Annotated in this window: 15 protein-coding genes and 2 pseudogenes; 11 read left to right on the forward strand and 6 right to left on the reverse strand. The window is 70.4% G+C overall.

From position 1 onward, the window contains the following. Nucleotides 1-2 precede the first annotated feature (2 nt). The 5 genes from LZG04_RS04505 (at nucleotide 3) to LZG04_RS04530 (ending at nucleotide 3,095) form a co-directional block, all read left to right on the forward strand. Complete coding sequence (locus LZG04_RS04505; RefSeq protein ID WP_233813384.1) at nucleotides 3-392, forward strand: hypothetical protein; 390 nt, start codon at nucleotides 3-5, stop codon at nucleotides 390-392. 7 nt (nucleotides 393-399) lie between these two features. Further along, nucleotides 400-1,473: a sensor histidine kinase gene (locus tag LZG04_RS41470; RefSeq protein WP_267934876.1), complete on the forward strand. Its 1,074-nt coding sequence runs from the start codon at nucleotides 400-402 to the stop codon at nucleotides 1,471-1,473. Further along, nucleotides 1,470-2,075: a DNA-binding response regulator gene (locus tag LZG04_RS04520; RefSeq protein ID WP_233813386.1), complete on the forward strand. Its 606-nt coding sequence runs from the start codon at nucleotides 1,470-1,472 to the stop codon at nucleotides 2,073-2,075. The genes LZG04_RS41470 and LZG04_RS04520 overlap by 4 nt, the downstream gene beginning before the upstream one ends. A 143-nt stretch (nucleotides 2,076-2,218) precedes the next feature. Beyond that, nucleotides 2,219-2,620, forward strand: coding sequence for a hypothetical protein (locus LZG04_RS04525; protein WP_233813389.1), 402 nt, complete (start codon nucleotides 2,219-2,221; stop codon nucleotides 2,618-2,620). A gap of 13 nt (nucleotides 2,621-2,633) precedes the next feature. Then, complete coding sequence (locus tag LZG04_RS04530) at nucleotides 2,634-3,095, forward strand: hypothetical protein (protein ID WP_233813391.1); 462 nt, start codon at nucleotides 2,634-2,636, stop codon at nucleotides 3,093-3,095. Here LZG04_RS04530 and rnhA read toward each other — a convergent pair. Then, a complete protein-coding gene (gene rnhA, locus LZG04_RS04535) occupies nucleotides 3,051-3,536 on the reverse strand; it encodes a ribonuclease HI (RefSeq protein ID WP_233813393.1) in 486 nt (161 codons plus the stop codon). The two genes, LZG04_RS04530 and rnhA, sit on opposite strands and share 45 nt — an antisense overlap. A 92-nt stretch (nucleotides 3,537-3,628) precedes the next feature. Between rnhA and LZG04_RS04540 the strand changes: the two genes are divergently transcribed. From LZG04_RS04540 to LZG04_RS04550, 3 genes are read left to right on the forward strand one after another with little or no spacing between them, the layout of a single operon-like run. After that, nucleotides 3,629-4,414 carry a class I SAM-dependent methyltransferase gene (locus LZG04_RS04540; protein WP_233813395.1) on the forward strand — a complete coding sequence of 262 codons (786 nt, stop codon included), beginning with the start codon at nucleotides 3,629-3,631 and terminating at the stop codon, nucleotides 4,412-4,414. A 47-nt stretch (nucleotides 4,415-4,461) separates the two neighbouring features. Continuing rightward, nucleotides 4,462-4,848: a hypothetical protein gene (locus tag LZG04_RS04545; protein WP_233813397.1), complete on the forward strand. Its 387-nt coding sequence runs from the start codon at nucleotides 4,462-4,464 to the stop codon at nucleotides 4,846-4,848. 19 nt (nucleotides 4,849-4,867) lie between these two features. Further along, nucleotides 4,868-5,377, forward strand: a complete 510-nt coding sequence (locus tag LZG04_RS04550; RefSeq protein WP_233813399.1) for an O-acetyl-ADP-ribose deacetylase — start codon at nucleotides 4,868-4,870, stop codon at nucleotides 5,375-5,377. Nucleotides 5,378-5,622: 245 nt separating this feature from the next. Here LZG04_RS04550 and LZG04_RS04555 read toward each other — a convergent pair whose 3' ends face one another. From LZG04_RS04555 to LZG04_RS04570, 4 genes and pseudogenes are all read right to left on the reverse strand, one after another. After that, on the reverse strand, nucleotides 5,623-5,913 hold the full coding sequence (locus tag LZG04_RS04555; RefSeq protein ID WP_233813401.1) for a hypothetical protein: 291 nt from the start codon (nucleotides 5,911-5,913) through the stop codon (nucleotides 5,623-5,625). Nucleotides 5,914-6,314: 401 nt separating this feature from the next. Further along, a pseudogene (locus LZG04_RS04560) lies at nucleotides 6,315-6,522 on the reverse strand (MBL fold metallo-hydrolase); the annotation flags it as partial. 148 nt (nucleotides 6,523-6,670) lie between these two features. Beyond that, nucleotides 6,671-7,345, reverse strand: a complete 675-nt coding sequence (locus LZG04_RS04565; protein ID WP_233813403.1) for a hypothetical protein — start codon at nucleotides 7,343-7,345, stop codon at nucleotides 6,671-6,673. Between the two features lie 639 nt (nucleotides 7,346-7,984). Next, the gene (locus LZG04_RS04570; protein ID WP_233813405.1) at nucleotides 7,985-8,662 is read right to left on the reverse strand and encodes an MBL fold metallo-hydrolase; all 678 of its coding nucleotides are present in this window, start codon (nucleotides 8,660-8,662) and stop codon (nucleotides 7,985-7,987) included. Nucleotides 8,663-8,792: 130 nt separating this feature from the next. Here LZG04_RS04570 and LZG04_RS04575 point away from each other — a divergent pair. Next, nucleotides 8,793-9,731: pseudogene (locus LZG04_RS04575) on the forward strand (acyltransferase family protein); the annotation flags it as partial. A 101-nt stretch (nucleotides 9,732-9,832) separates the two neighbouring features. Here LZG04_RS04575 and LZG04_RS04580 read toward each other — a convergent pair. Then, nucleotides 9,833-10,615, reverse strand: a complete 783-nt coding sequence (locus LZG04_RS04580; RefSeq protein WP_233813407.1) for a maleylpyruvate isomerase family mycothiol-dependent enzyme — start codon at nucleotides 10,613-10,615, stop codon at nucleotides 9,833-9,835. A gap of 229 nt (nucleotides 10,616-10,844) precedes the next feature. On the opposite strand from LZG04_RS04580, the gene uvrA reads away from it, so the two are divergent. Together uvrA and LZG04_RS04590 are read left to right on the forward strand one after the other, a co-directional pair. Beyond that, a complete protein-coding gene (gene uvrA / locus LZG04_RS04585) occupies nucleotides 10,845-13,718 on the forward strand; it encodes an excinuclease ABC subunit UvrA (RefSeq protein ID WP_233813410.1) in 2,874 nt (957 codons plus the stop codon). Between the two features lie 819 nt (nucleotides 13,719-14,537). Next, nucleotides 14,538-15,005: an SRPBCC family protein gene (locus LZG04_RS04590; RefSeq protein WP_233813412.1), complete on the forward strand. Its 468-nt coding sequence runs from the start codon at nucleotides 14,538-14,540 to the stop codon at nucleotides 15,003-15,005. The last annotated feature ends 82 nt before the right edge of the window (nucleotides 15,006-15,087 follow it).

The following is a 15,087-nucleotide window of genomic DNA, read 5'->3' on the forward strand; positions in this document are numbered from 1 at the left end:
TCATGAGACGTTCTTCGATCCTCTCCCTGGTGATCTCGACGGCCTTGGGCATCGCGATCGTGGCCGACGGCGACGACGGCTGGACCGGGTTCGGCACGTGGGGCCTGGTCGCGTGCGCGCTGGTCTACCTCGTCGCCGGGCTGCTGCGCGCCGAGGTGCGCCGCTCCCGGCTGATGTGGGCGCAGGTGGCGGGTGTGCTCGCGTTCGGCGGGGTGGCCGGCCTCGCGCTGCTGGTGGACCCCGGGGTCGGCCGGTACCTGGTCGCGGCGGGCTGGCTCGCGCACGCCGGGTGGGACCTCGCGCACTTCCGCGCCGACAAGGTCGTGCCGACCTGGTACGCCCTGGCGTGCGCGGTGGTCGACGCGTTCGTCGGCGTGTCGCTGGCATGGTGAGCGCATGATGCGGCGCGCGAGGGTGCTCACGCTGGTGTCGCTCGGCGTGGCGTGGGCGACCAGCCTGATCGGGCCGGGCATCGGCGTGGTGCTGGAGACCCGGCCGGGTTGGGTGGTCGCGGGGCTGGTCGGCGTGCTGCTGTTCGCCGGGGCGCACGCGGGCGCGCTGTACACGGCGGTGACGCCGGGTCGGGCGCAGTCCCGGTGGGACATGGCGCTGTTGGCGGCGTCGCTGCTGTCGGTGCTGCTGCTCGCGCCCGTGGCGGAGGGGAGGTGGGACACGTGGGCGTGGGTGGGCGCGGCGCTGGTGGGGACGGCGCCGGTGTTGGTGCGGCGGTGGTGGTGGGCGGTGGTCCCACTGGTCGTCGCGGTGGCCGCGGCGGTGTCCGCGCAACCGGTGCGCGGTGCCGTGGTCGCCGGCGGTGTCGGCGTGACGCTGCTGGTGATGCACGTGCTGCCGGTGTGGTTGTGGGACCTGGTGGTGCAGGCGCAGCAGGGGCGTGAGGCGCGGGCCCGGCTGGCGGTGATCGAGGAGCGGCTGCGGTTCGCCCGGGACGTGCACGACCTGCTCGGGCACCGGCTGACCGTGATCGCGTTGAAGGCGGAGCTCGCGTCGCGGCTGGCGGCCGTGGACGGCGCGCGGGCCGGTGCGGAAGCGGACGAGGTGCGGGCGCTGGCCGCGGCCGCGTTGGCGGAGCTGCGGGAGGCCGTGCACGGGTACCGGACCGTGGAGCTGGACGAGCAGGCGTCGGCGATCGAGCAGGTGTTGACCGCGGCCGGGGTGCGGTGCACGGTCTCGGTTCCGGCGGGGCTGCCGTCGGCGGCGCGCGAGCTGTCGTGGGCGTTGCGGGAGGCGGGGACGAACGTGCTGCGCCACAGCCGCGCGCGGTGGTGCACGATCGACGTGGTCGCCGCCGCCGACGAGGTGCGGCTGACCGTCGCGAACGACGGCGCGGCGGGCGCGCCGGGGCGGGGTTCGGGCCTGACCGGGCTGGCCGAACGGCTGGCCCGCGTGGGCGGGGTGGTGCGCACGGGGGAGGAGGACGGGGTGTTCACGTTGGTGGCGACCGTGCGGTCGTGATTCGCGTGCTGCTGGCCGACGACGAGGAGCTGATCCGCGTCGCCGTGGCGGCGCTGCTCGGGCTCGAACCCGACATCGAGGTCGTGGCGCAGGCCGCGGACGGCCGGGAGGCGGTGCGCGCGGCGTTGGCGCACCGGCCCGACGTGGCCGTGGTGGACCTGCAGATGCCCGTGCTGGACGGGTTCGAGGTGACCGCGTCCCTGGCGTCGTCGCTGCCCGGGTGCGCGGTGGTGATCCTGACCGGGCGCGGCAAGCCGCCCCACCTGCAACGGGCGCTGTCGGCCGGGGCGAAGGGGTTCCTGCCCAAGGGGTCGCCGGGCGGCACGCTGGCGGACGTGATCAGGCGGGTGCACGGCGGCGCGCGGTACGTCGACCCGGAGCTGGCCGCCGACGCGCTGACCACGCCGCCGTGCCCGTTGACGCCGCGCGAGCTGGAGGTGCTGCGGCTGACGGAGTACGACACGCCGGTCGCGGTGATCGCCCGCAGGACGCACCTGTCCGCCGGGACGGTCCGCAACTACCTGGCCGCGGCGGTGGCGAAGCTCGGCGTGGCGAGCCGGTCGGAGGCCTACCTGACCGCGCACGACAACGGCTGGCTCTGACCTCCCCGGACCGGCCCGGTCCGGGGACGCGTTTCGGTGCGGTCGCCGGCAGGTAGCGGAAGTTTCCGGTGCCCCGGGGCTTGGCCGGCGCCGCCCGGCGTCCCTACTTTCGAGGCCTCTGAAGGAAAAAAGAGGGGGCCACCATGACCGACCACGGGCTGTCGATCCCGTTACCGCCACCGTCCTCCCCGCCGTCGCCGCCGACCCGGTCGCAGACCGCCGTCGTGCTGCTCGGCCTGCTCGTCGTGGTGCTGGCGGGCGCGTCCGTGCTGGCGATCGTGCTGTTCGTCGGCGCGAAGGACGACCACGCGCTCGAAGTCCAGCGGCTGGACGCGACGAGCCACTCGCTGACCGAGGCGCAGGACCGGCTGGCCGAGACCGAGACGGCCAACGACGCCGTCGCCGGCCGCATCGCCACGCTGGAGGCGCAGAACGCCGAGCTGCACAAGTGCGCGGACCCGGCCCGTGACTCGATCATCGCGGCGCGGGACGACGATGACGCGGCCCTGGGGCCCGCCGTCGGCCGCGCCACCGACAACTGCTGAACGGGGAGCCGACATGACCACGCCAGGACCCGGCCAGGCGGTCACGCCGCCGACGCCGTTCACCCCGCCCGCGCCGACGCCGCCGAACGGCGTGCCGCTGCCGCACCCGCCGTCCGCGCCACCCGCCCGTGCCGGCCGGGCACCGCTGGTCGCCCTGACCGCGCTGGCTGCCGTGCTCGCCGTCGCGACCGGCGTGTTCACCGTGCTCTACCTGGGCGAACGCGCCGACCGCGACGCGACCGCGGCCACCCGCGCCGAGCAGGAGCGCACGCTCGCGGACGTGACCGCGAAGCAGGGGGCCGCCGACACGACCCTGGAGGGCAACCGGTCGCGGGAGTCCACCCTGACCGCCGAGCACGACCTGCTCACCCAGTGCGTGGACGCCGCCAAGGGCTACTTCGCCCTGCCGCCGGAGCAGACGCCGGAGTCCTCACGCCTGTTCCGCATCATGTACGACGTCTGCCCGCAGATCTGACTCCATCGCCGCCCGGACGCCGCGGACCGCCAGCCGGTCCGCGCGTTCGTTCTCCGGGTGCCCGGCGTGGCCCTTCACCCAGTGCCACTCGACCTGGTGGGGCGTGGCGGCGGCGTCGAGGCGCTGCCACAGGTCGACGTTCTTGACCGGCTGCCGGCCCGAGGTCAGCCAGCCGTTGGCCTTCCACTTGGCCATCCACGACAGCACGCCGTTGCGGACGTACGTGCTGTCGGTGTAGATCCGCACCGCGGACGGCCGCTTGAGGGTCTCCAACGCGCGGATCGGGGCCATCAGCTCCATGCGGTTGTTGGTGGTGGCCGTCGACTCCCCGCCGAACAGGTCGCGCTCGTGCGCCCCGTACCGCAGCACCGCGCCCCACCCGCCCGGACCGGGGTTCCCGCTGCACGCGCCGTCGGTGTAGATCTCCACCACCTGCTCCATGCCGGGCAAGATACCGACCGGTCCCCGTGCCCCCGTTTCGGCTCTGAGCGCAACCGCCGCCGCTCGCCTGGCGCCGTGGGCATCCTGTGGTCATGGCGCTGGGTTTCCGCGGTGACGTGGCCGACTTCTACCACCGCTACCGGCGGGGCTACCCGCCGGAGTCGTTCGACGTGGTGGCGGAGGTGTTCGGGCTGACGCCGGACGACGTCGCGGTGGACCTCGGGTGCGGCACGGGCCAGGTGACCGTGCCGCTCGCGGGCCGGGTCCGCGCCGTGGTCGGCGTCGACCCGGAACCGGACATGCTGGCGCGCGGTCGGCGTGCGGCGGCGGACCGCGGCGTGGCGAACGTGTCGTGGGTGGTCGGGACGGACGCGGACGTGCCCGCGTTGCGCGCCGCGCTCGGCGACGGGTCGGTCGGCGTGGTGACGATCGCCCAGGCGCTGCACTGGATGCGGCACGACGAGCTGTTCCACGCCCTGCGCCCGCTGGTGCGGCCGGGCGGCGGGGTGGCGGTGCTGACCAACGGCAGGCCGTTGTGGTCGCAGGACAACGACTGGTCGCGGGCGTTGCGGGCCTGCCTGGAGCGGTGGCTGGGCACGCCGGCCCGCAACGCGTGCGGCACCGACGAGGAGAGCCAGTCGCGGTACCGGGAAAGCCTGGGCGCGGCCGGGTTCGACGTCGACGTGCGCGCCATCGACTACACCGACACCCTCGACGTCGAGTCCGTCGTGGGCGGTGTGCTGTCGGCGTTGCCGGTGGACCGGCTCCCGTCGCCGGCGGAGCGCCCGGCCTTCGCCGAACGGGTCCGGCAGGCGCTGGAGCCCCACGCGCCGTTCACCGAGCACGTCCGCGTCACGGTGCTGACCGGCCGGCGGTGAGGCGCCGCGTTCGCCGACCGCGCACCCCGATCCCTACGCTCGGCGGCGTGGACGAGCCGAGGACGCCCGTGACCGGGATGACGATCAGCGTGCGGACCCGTCGCGACGTGGTGGTGGTCGACCCGGACCGCTTCCTGGCCGCCGCGCGGTCGGCCTACCGGGAGCTGAACCCCGGCCTCACCGACGCCGAGGTCGCCGAGGCGGTCGCCGACGTCACCGACGCCGCGTTCGCGCTGGTCGAACGCCACGGCGACCTGGCACCCGGCCCCGACCGGGCCGGCGACCCGCCCCTGCCGGGCACCCGCCTCGCGGACCGCCCGGGCGGCCTCTCCCCAGCCGGCCGGATGCGACAGGTGGTCCTGGACGAACGCCCACTCCAGGACTACGGCTGCTTCCTCCCCGACGACGTGTTCGCCCCACCGACCGACCACTGACCCGTGCCATGCTCGACGCATGGTCTCGATCGAGGTAGCCCGCGGCGACATCACCCGCGAGAACGTCGACGCCATCGTCACCGCGGCCAACGAGTCGCTGATGGGCGGCGGCGGCGTGGACGGCGCGGTGCACCGCGCGGCGGGCCCCCGGCTGGCCGAGGCGGGCGCGGCACTGGCCCCGTGCCCACCGGGCGAAGCCGTCGCCACCCCGGCGTTCAACCTGACCCCACCGATCCGCCACGTGATCCACACCGTCGGCCCGGTGTGGGAAGGCGGCGGCCACGGCGAAGCGGACGTCCTCGCCTCCTGCTACCGGCGCAGCCTCCAAGTCGCCGACGACCTGGGCCTGACCAGCATCGCGTTCCCCGCCATCGCCACCGGCATCTACGGCTACCCACCGGCCGAAGCGGCCCACATCGCCATCACCACGCTCCGCACCACACCGACCAGCCTCACCCTGGTCCGCCTGGTCGCCTTCGACGAGTCCACCGAATCCCTGCTGACCACCGAACTCTCCCGCACCGACTGATCACGACCATGCCCGCCGCCGGGCGGACGCGGTTGCGTGCCGTGTGCGCCCCTGTCCACGTAGCGCAGACCCGGTGTGCCGACGCGCGACGCGACCGCCGTGCACACAGCGACCTCACGGCGTGGAGCGCAGAACCATGACCGGCGGTCCACGCTGTCCGGTTCACCTCGGAGTTTCAGCCCTCGATGCCTCCGCCGAGTGACCATTTGCCTGTTACCCGACTTTGCCATGGGGAATCGGGTCTTCTAGCCGCAGGTTTCCACGCGTCCATAAGTTCCCCATGCCCAACCGTAGAGCATTTCGTCCCCAATGCCGAGGGCTCGGCACCCGGAGTCGGGCCCCCAGTCGATGACGACTCCGACATTCATGGCCCTGCCGCAGTTGTTGGTGACGCGGACCATGTTGCTCCCCTGGAGTTCGCGCGCGATGCATGCCGGAGCTGTTCCCGCAGCCAAGGCAGGTGCTGCCGTGGCAAAGCCGGCCCCGACCACCGCGACGACGGTGGAGAAGCCGGCAACGGCTTTCTTGAGTCCCATATTCCTCAACCTCCTGTCTTGCGCCGATTACCGGGAGCATGACGAGCAGTTGTTGAGAGAATCTGGTGCGAATCTGGGGCAGCACGATCACGCCTGCGGCAACGTCGAACGTCGCTGGCAGGCCATGCGGCGCTCACTCGCGCATGGTCCGATTTGGTGGACTGTCGAGATGATCGGCGCGCGCCCAGGCGCTTCGACGATCCCGTTGCGCGAGTGTCGCCGGCGTAGTCGCGGTTGGTGGGAGTGCGGCCGCGGTCGAGTGACCAGTTGATCACCTCGATGCGCACAACCGCGCACCTGGTGCTCGACGCGACAAGGGGCGAACCTCCTGCGTCCGATCGAGACGCGGTGCGCCGGGGCACAGCAGACGGACCGCCTGACGACTCAGGCGGCCAACTGGATCACCAGCCGCGCGAACGCCACTCGGACAGGTGAGGTCGCTCACGCCCCAGGCCTGGTGTCGTCGCCATGCCCCGGGTAGACCCAGGGGTCATCGGGTAGTTCACCGAAGATGCGCGTCTCCACGTCGTCGATCGACGACGCGAAGGTTTCGGGCGACGTGGTCTTGCCCACCCCTCCCGGGAACAGCGAGTCCCCGGTGAACAGTCCTCCAGGATTCGACAGTTCCGGCGACCATGAACTACCGGTAGTTCCTTGGGGTGACGCTACCTTCCTCGGTGTGTAAGCATTGTACGCCGGTGTATCCACCGGTGACCCGAAGGTGCTGTAACCGTCAATTTCAGACGGCTTGAACGGTTTATGGGTAATCCGTGTCGAAAAACGCCTCCCGGTCGTCGAGGCTCATCACTTCGTTCCAGTCTGTGATTACTGTCGTTCCGTCTGTTCTTTGAAGTGCTGTTCCTGGAGTGTCGTCGAGTATTCGCAGTACGTCCTCGTGAAGTCCTTCGAGTTCTCCTGATTCCGCGCGGCGGATGCGTTCTCTAAGGTTATGGCGAAGGCCGACGTGCAGGCCGAGACCCCCGAATGAAGCCATGTCCGTGAATTTATCATCCTCAGCGTCGCCGATTTCGATGGCTCGAACGAACGGGGAGTAGTAAGCGAGCATGAGGGAATCCATTGACACTCGCATCGAGATTGTCTCGATGTCATCCTCGTCGGGGTCGACCGCACTTACCTGCAAGTACCTGCCCTGCCGGGGGAAGTGGGCCACACATGCAAGGGCTACCCACGGTTGCGAGCCGTTGATGTCGCTTACGGAACGTTTTTGTGCGACCATCTTGCCTTCGAGATCGGATTCTATGCCACCGGACCTCCCTTTTGCTTCTGCGACTACCCACCCTCGTCGTGTCCGGCCGAAGAGGTCTGCCCGCCGTCGAGTCGTGCCGAAGCTTACCTTGAAGTGATTGGCATACCGGTCTACGTGCATGAGGTGGACTGTTGCCAATTTCTGCTCGCAGAATATCGCGGTCATTGCCTGCCCGAGCGCATACGACAGGGAAGTCTTCTCCGACCTGTCCAGGTCGAGGGCTAATTTGGAGCGGGTCAACCTGGGGCTTGGATGTCCGCGTCGAATATATGCCGGTATTAGGGATGTGCGGTGTAGTCACTCGTAGGCTGACGCGGCACCGTATCTTGCCCTGTCCCCAGGCGTTCGGCCGGTGGTGAATAGCGCGTGGGCTAAATCGTTGGCGTTTAATGTTAGTTGACCGGAGTTCGGAACCGTATTCGATGCAAACTTCTTGGCGTGGAATCCGACGTTTATGTCCAGTGGTTGCGGGTTGATGGTCATGGGTGCTCCGCATTTCGACGAGTTGAGCCGGCGAAGAGTCGCATGGTACCGCTCTTGGTGTATTGGCGCCAACGGGTCGTGCGAGGTCGATTCGAGTTTTCCGTCACCTGAACCGGTTCTACCACTGCGATATGGGTCGCGATCGTGCATGTGTCACTTGCTCTCATGTGATCCGTTCGCGACTCAGGGCGTCATCACCGCGAACCAGACAATGTGTGAGCGACTAACCTCCTGTGTCCGGTCGAAGCCCCGTCGCGCTGCGCCAACAGCAGACGGGGCCGCCTGACTTATCAGGCGGCCCCGTCCGGGAGATCCTTCAGCTCACCAGCCGCGCGAACGCCACTCGCCGAGCTTGGGTCGCTCTGCTCCGAGCGTGGAATCATCACCATGACCGGGATAGAACCAGGTGTCATCGGGTAGTTCCCCGAAGACCCGGGTCTCCAGGTCGTCCATCAGGCTGGTGAAGTCCTCCGGGCTTGTTGTCCGTCCAGGACCGCCGGGGAACAGCGAGTCACCGGTGAAGAGGTGGGGGTGGCCGGTTGGGTCGCGGTACAGCAGGGCGATCGAGCCCGGTGTGTGGCCGCGCAGGTGGATCACCGTCAGCGGGACTTCGCCGACGTGCACCGTGTCACCGTGCTCGACCAGCACGTCCGGGGGGATCGGCAGGACGTCCGCGTCGGCGGCGTGCGCGATGGTGTTCGAGCCGTTCGCGCCGGCGACCGCGCCCAGCGCGCCCCAGTGGTCCTGGTGCCGGTGGGTGGTCACCACGGTCTTCAGCCGAGGCCGGTCCACCGTGTGGCCGACCACGTCGGACAGCCGCTCCGGGTCGGCCGCCGCGTCGATCAGCAGACCCTCGTTCGTCGCACGGCACACCAGCAGGTACGCGTTGTTGTCCATCGGTCCCACCGAGACCTTCGTGATGGTCAGCGCGTCGAGGGTGCGCCGCGCCGCCGGGCCGCCCGGCGATACGTGCCCCGTGTAGTCCTCTAGTACGTCCACAATGGCCGACCGTATCCGACCGGACACCCTTCAGGGCGCCCACAGGTCGACCCCCTAGGGTTGTGACGACCAGTTACGTAACGATCACCAACGCTCCTCCGATGTCGTCTGATTAGGGTTCTTCTTCCTCGTGGCTACCAAACGCCGGATCAACTGGGACGTCCTGCGCATCCTCGCCGTGCTCTGCGTGCTCCTCCAGCACGCCACCCGCGTCGGGCCGGCCAACCACCCCGAGCTGAGCCGACCGGTCTTCGTCTTCGGCCTCGAGTTCGGCGCCAGCACGCTCGTGGTGATCTCCACGTTCTTCGCCTGCGCCGCGCTGGCCAAGGGCGAACCGGCCCGCTTCCTGCGCAACCGCCTGGCCCGCCTGCTGCCCGCCTACCTGGTGGCCGCCCTGGGCACCTACACCGTGCTGCGTCACGTCGCGCCGGCCGGCTGGAGCGAGCTCACCCCGCGCGACCTGCTCGTCAACGTCCTCATGCTGCAGAGCTGGTTCCCGGACGCGCGCCTGGTCGACGTCTCCTACTGGACCCTCCCGATCCAGGTCACGGGCTTCGTCGCGGGAGCACTGCTGGCCTCACGCGTCCGCGGCCGGGCGCTCAAGGCGCTGCTGTGGTCCTTGGTCGTCGTCCCCGTGGCCATCAAGGACTGGGCGATCCCCGAGGGCCTGATCAACACCGTCTACAACGGCCTGGGCGCGCACCGCGCGCAGCTGTTCGCCATCGGCGTCGCCATCTGGCTGTGGTCACGCGGGCGGCTCGGCGACCGCCACCTGTTCGCCCTGCTCACGGCCTCACTGCTGGCCCAGGCGTGGCACACCGTCGACCTCGAGTCGACCGTCGGCTTCGGCGTCCTGCTGGTCGGCGTGTGCGCCGCGGCGGGCGGCCGGGACTGGGACATCGCGCCGGTCCGCCTGCTCGCTCGCCCGATCCGGTGGCTCGCGGGCATCTCGTACGGCGTGTACCTGGTCCACCAGGAACTCGGCTACCTCGTCATGGCCCAGGTCGCGCCCGACGGGGGACCGTGGGTCGAGCTGGCGTTCTTCATCGGTTCAGCCGTGCTCCTGGGCTGGCTGCTCACCACGTTCGTGGAACGCCCGGCGCACCGGCTGCTGACGGCGAGCCGGCCGACCGTGGCCGGCCTGCTGCTCACCGCCCGCCTGCACGCCGCTCAGAGCCACCTGGGCAGCGTGGGCGCCGTCCCGTTCAGCCGCGCGCCGCTGTGGCGGCCGGTCAGCCACCCCAGCACGTCGGCCGCCGCGCCGCTCACCGCGGGCGACGCGTCGCTGTCCGCGGTCAGCCCCCAGCTGCGCTGACGACCGTCCGGGAACACCACCTCGACGCGCGCGGGCGGCACGTCGGACCGGCCGGCGAACTGGCCCACCACCTCCTCGACGTAACGCTCCAGCAGCTCCGGCGGCAGGTCCTCGAACCCCACGCCCGCGTCCAGGTCGACCAGGTGGAACCACACCTCGCGCAGCCGCAGCCACGGCACCCGGTGCGCCCGGAACGGCCCGGCCTTCGGGTGCGCGACCTCCGCCTCCCACGCACCCGGCGGCAGGTCGCGGGCGAACGCGACGAACCGCTGGCACGCCGCGTCGAGGTCCGCCCGCAGCAGCTGCGGCAGCCGGGAGGCGCCCTCGGCGATGTCGGCGTCGCGGTCGGCCGCGCTCGGGTACATCTGGTGCTCGACCCCGGTCTTCGCCCACGTCAGCAAGTTGACCAGGGCGTCGGCGTTGCGTGCGAGGTGCGTCACCACGTGCGCCCGGCTCCAGCCGGGCAGCAGGCTCGGACCGCGCAGGTCAAGGCCCTCCACGACCTCGTACAACGCCCCGGTCGCCCGTTCCACCTCGGCGAGCCCGGCGACCGCGTCCTGGACCGCGGCCGACTGCTCGCGGGGCGCGGGTACGCTCGTCTGGGCGGATCGGACCTGGGCGGCATCAGCGAAGCTCATGGGCACCTCATCCCGGCGTTGCGGCCGAACGGCCTATCACCCCAGCGTAGGGGCGTTCACTACCGACCGGTAGAGCCGTTGGCGCACGATCGAGGGACTGTGCCCGTCACGAATTGTCGGTGCCCGCCCCTAGCATGGTTGTCGCCCTCCCCGACAGGGCCGACGCAGTGGTCCGATACGCTTTTCGAACGTCTGTTCGGGGGAAGGTCAAGAACCGAAGGGAACCGTTGTGGCCGACCGGCTTGTCGTTCGCGGGGCGCGCGAGCACAACCTGCGAGGGGTGGACCTCGACCTGCCGAGGGACAGCCTCATCGTGTTCACCGGGCTGTCCGGCTCGGGCAAGTCCAGCCTCGCCTTCGACACGATCTTCGCCGAGGGCCAACGCCGCTACGTCGAATCGCTGTCGGCCTACGCGCGGCAGTTCCTCGGCCAGATGGACAAGCCGGACGTCGACTTCATCGAGGGCCTGTCGCCCGCGGTGTCGATCGACCAGAAGTCGACCAGCCGCAACCCGCGGTCGACCGTGGGCACCATCACCGAGGTGTACGACTACCTGCGGCTGCTGTACGCGCGCGCCGGCAAGGCGCACTGCCCGAAGTGCGGCGAGGCGATCAGCAAGCAGACGCCCCAGCAGATCGTGGACCAGGTGCTGGCCATGGAGTCCGGCACCAAGTTCCAGGTGCTCGCGCCGGTCATCCGCGGCCGCAAGGGCGAGTACCTCGACCTGTTCTCCACCCTGCAGTCGCAGGGCTACTCGCGCGCCAAGGTCGACGGCGTGGTGTACGCCCTCGGCGAGGTGCCCAAGCTGAAGAAGCAGGAGAAGCACGACATCGCGGTCGTCATCGACCGGCTGAGCGTGAAGGCGAGCGCCAAGCAGCGGCTCACCGACTCCGTCGAAACCGCGTTGCGCCTGGCCGACGGCCTGGTCGAGCTGGAGTTCGTGGACGTCCCGGAGACCGACCCGGGCCGCGTGCGCGGCTTCTCCGAGAACCTGGCCTGCCCGAACGGCCACCCGCTGGCGATCGAGGACCTGGAGCCGCGGTCTTTCTCGTTCAACTCGCCCTACGGCGCGTGCCCCGCGTGCACCGGCATCGGCGTGCGCAAGGAGGTCGACCCGGAGCTGGTCGTGCCGGACGACGAGCTGTCGCTGGCCGAGGGCGCGATCGCGCCGTGGGCGTCGGGCCAGACCGCCGAGTACTTCACCCGCCTGCTGGAGTCGCTGGGCCTCGCGATCGGGTTCCGGATGGACACGCCGTGGCGGCAGCTGCCCGCCAAGGCGCAGAAGGCCGTGCTGCACGGCGTCGACGAGCAGGTCAACGTCCGCTACAAGAACCGCTACGGCCGTGAGCGCTCCTACTACGCCAACTTCGAGGGCGTGATCCCGTTCCTGGAGCGGCGGCAGGAGCAGACCGAGTCCGAGTACATGCGGGAGAAGTACGAGGGCTACATGCGGGAGGTGCCGTGCCCCACGTGCCAGGGCACCCGCCTCAAGCCGGAGATCCTCGCCGTCACGCTGCACCACGGCCGCAAGGGCGACAAGTCCATCGCCGAGGTGTGCGCGATGTCGGTCGCGGAGTGCTCGGAGTTCCTCGACGGGCTCAAGCTGGGCAAGCGCGAGTCGATGATCGCGGGCGCGGTGCTCAAGGAGATCCAGGCCCGGCTGCACTTCCTGCTCGACGTGGGCCTCAACTACCTGTCACTGGACCGTGCGTCCGGCACACTTTCGGGTGGAGAAGCTCAGCGGATCAGGTTGGCCACGCAGATCGGCTCCGGCCTGGTCGGCGTGCTCTACGTGTTGGACGAGCCCTCGATCGGGTTGCACCAGCGTGACAACCACAAGCTGATCGAGACCCTGACCCGGCTGCGCGACCTCGGCAACACGCTGATCGTGGTCGAGCACGACGAGGACACCATCCGCACGTCCGACTGGGTGGTCGACATCGGCCCCGGCGCGGGCGAGCACGGCGGCAAGGTCGTGCACAGCGGCCCGTACAAGGAGCTGCTGAAGAACAAGGAGTCGATCACCGGCGCGTACCTGGCGGGGCGCAAAGAGATCGCCATGCCCGCCACCCGCCGCAAGGTCGACAAGAAGCGGCAGCTCACCGTGGTCGGCGCGCGGGAGCACAACCTGCGCGGCATCGACGTGTCGTTCCCGCTCGGCTGCCTGGTCTCGGTCACCGGCGTGTCCGGCTCCGGCAAGTCCACGCTGGTCAACGACATCCTGGCGACCGTGCTGGCGAACAAGCTCAACGGCGCGCGCCAGGTCCCGGGCCGGCACACGCGCGTGCGCGGGCTGGAGCAGGTCGACAAGCTCGTGCAGGTCGACCAGTCCCCGATCGGCCGCACGCCGCGGTCCAACCCGGCCACCTACACGGGCGTGTTCGACCACATCCGCAAGCTGTTCGCGGCCACCACCGAGGCGAAGGTGCGCGGCTACCAGCCGGGCCGGTTCTCGTTCAACGTCAAGGGCGGGCGCTGCGAGGCGTGCGCGGGCGACGGCACGATCAAGATCGAGATGAACTTCCTGCCGGACGTCTACGTGCCGTGCGAGGTCTGCAAGGGCGCGCGGTACAACCGCGAGACGCTGGAAGTGCACTACAAGGGCAAGACGATCTCCGAGGTCCTCGACATGCCGATCGAGGAGGCGGCGACGTTCTTCGAGCCGATCAACGCCATCCACCGGCACCTGCGCACGCTGGTCGACGTCGGCCTGGGGTACGTGCGGCTCGGTCAACCCGCGCCGACGCTGTCCGGCGGTGAGGCGCAGCGCGTGAAGCTGGCGGCCGAGCTGCAGAAGCGGTCCACCGGCAAGACGGTGTACATCCTCGACGAGCCGACGACCGGCCTGCACTTCGAGGACATCCGCAAGCTGCTCGGCGTGATCAACGGGCTGGTCGACAAGGGCAACACGGTGATCGTGATCGAGCACAACCTCGACGTGATCAAGACGTCGGACTGGCTGGTCGACATGGGCCCGGAGGGCGGCTCGGGCGGCGGCACGGTGGTGGCCGAGGGCACGCCGGAACAGGTCGCCGAGGTCGCCGAGAGCTACACGGGCCAGTTCCTGCGCCAGGTCCTGCCCGCCGAGGCGGCCGCCGGCTGACCCAAGATCACCCAAAGGCGTTACGGCCTCCGGGTATGAATGGAAACGCGCAAAGCGTTGCCGGAAATGAAGGAGGCGCGCGGCCAGGCACATCATCATCCCCACAACCGCCCTAGCTCCACCAACCCCCGCCCTCCACCCGCCACTGACCACACACGCCCCACCCGCGCCCGGGCTCAGCCCGCCACCGACCGCGCTGCTTGGCCCACCAACCGCGCTGCTCGGCCAGTCAGTCACGGTGCTCGACCCGCCGGTCACCCCGGTCGCCTGGCTCGTCGGTCGCGGTGCCCGGTCAGCCGGTCACCTGGCCGGTCGGTCGCCTGGCCGGTCGGTCGCCTGGCCGGTCGGTCGCCTGGCCGGTCGGTCGCGGGGGCCGTCGGTTGCCTGGCCAGTCGGGCGCGGTTCGCCTGGCCGGTCGGCCGCTGGGCCGGTCGGTCGCGGGGCGCGGTCGCCGGTCGCCTGGCCCAACGGTCGTTCGGTCCGCCGGTCGCGGTGCTCAGTTGGCCATCGACCGCGCTCGCCCGGCCGGCGGTGGTTCTCGGCCCGGACGCAGCCGTGCTGAGTCCGCTGTCAGCAGTCGCACTGTCAGCAGCCGCACCGATCCGCTGGCGGCGGCACCGTGGTTGGTCGGTGGCGGAGGTGCGTGGTGGGCGGGTGGTCGCGCTCGCTTGCTCGGCCGACAGGCCCGGTCGGTCGGCTGGTGATCGCGGTTGGTCGGCTGATGGCCGCGGTTGGTCGGGTTCGATGTGAGCGCGGTCGGTCGGGCTTCGGTCGCCGTGGTTGGTCGCACGCACGATCGATGTGGGTGACCATGGTGGTATGCCGCTGAACTCGTACCGCTTCCGCAGCGTCTGGTCGGTGGACACCACGCCCGAGAGGGCGTTCGAGGTGCTCGCCGATCTGGGCAGCTACCCGAGCTGGTGGCGTGAGGTGCGCCATGCCCGTCAGGTCGCCGAGGACGCGGCTGAGCTGCGGTGTCGGTCGGTGTTGCCCTACGACCTCGTGTTCCAGGCGCACCACAACGCCCGTGAGCCGGAGGCGGGGTTGCTGCGTGCCGACCTGGTCGGCGACCTCGACGGGACGGTGAGCTGGCGCGTCTTCGGCGAGGGCAGCCGGTCGCGGTTGGTGTATGAGCAGGAAGTGGTGGTGCGCAAGCCGTTGTTGCGCCGCCTCGCCCTGCCCGCCCGGCCGTTGTTGAAGGCCAACCACGAGCTGATGATGCGCAGCGGGCAGCGGGGGCTGCGCACCTACCTCGCCGGGTTCGAGGCGGCGCTGGGCAACGGCTAGAGGGCCCTGGGGCCAGGTTTCGCGGGGACCAGGTCTCGCGGGGACCAGGACTCGCGGGTACCGACCAGGTCCAGCGGCTGGG

It is taken from the genome of Saccharothrix sp. S26 (assembly GCF_021390395.1).
Lineage (GTDB): Bacteria > Actinomycetota > Actinomycetes > Mycobacteriales > Pseudonocardiaceae > Actinosynnema.

Bases quoted from the DNA above. Each gene is read 5' to 3' on its own strand.
- LZG04_RS04505 (WP_233813384.1), top strand. From the start codon at position 3: ATGAGACGTTCTTCGATCCTCTCCCTGGTGATCTCGACGGCCTTGGGC.
- LZG04_RS41470 (WP_267934876.1), top strand. From the start codon at position 400: ATGCGGCGCGCGAGGGTGCTCACGCTGGTGTCGCTCGGCGTGGCGTGG.
- LZG04_RS04525 (WP_233813389.1), top strand. From the start codon at position 2,219: ATGACCGACCACGGGCTGTCGATCCCGTTACCGCCACCGTCCTCCCCG.
- LZG04_RS04530 (WP_233813391.1), top strand. From the start codon at position 2,634: ATGACCACGCCAGGACCCGGCCAGGCGGTCACGCCGCCGACGCCGTTC.
- rnhA (WP_233813393.1), bottom strand. From the start codon at position 3,536: ATGGAGCAGGTGGTGGAGATCTACACCGACGGCGCGTGCAGCGGGAAC.
- LZG04_RS04540 (WP_233813395.1), top strand. From the start codon at position 3,629: ATGGCGCTGGGTTTCCGCGGTGACGTGGCCGACTTCTACCACCGCTAC.
- LZG04_RS04550 (WP_233813399.1), top strand. From the start codon at position 4,868: ATGGTCTCGATCGAGGTAGCCCGCGGCGACATCACCCGCGAGAACGTC.
- LZG04_RS04555 (WP_233813401.1), bottom strand. From the start codon at position 5,913: ATGGGACTCAAGAAAGCCGTTGCCGGCTTCTCCACCGTCGTCGCGGTG.
- LZG04_RS04565 (WP_233813403.1), bottom strand. From the start codon at position 7,345: ATGACCGCGATATTCTGCGAGCAGAAATTGGCAACAGTCCACCTCATG.
- LZG04_RS04580 (WP_233813407.1), bottom strand. From the start codon at position 10,615: ATGAGCTTCGCTGATGCCGCCCAGGTCCGATCCGCCCAGACGAGCGTA.
- LZG04_RS04590 (WP_233813412.1), top strand. From the start codon at position 14,538: ATGCCGCTGAACTCGTACCGCTTCCGCAGCGTCTGGTCGGTGGACACC.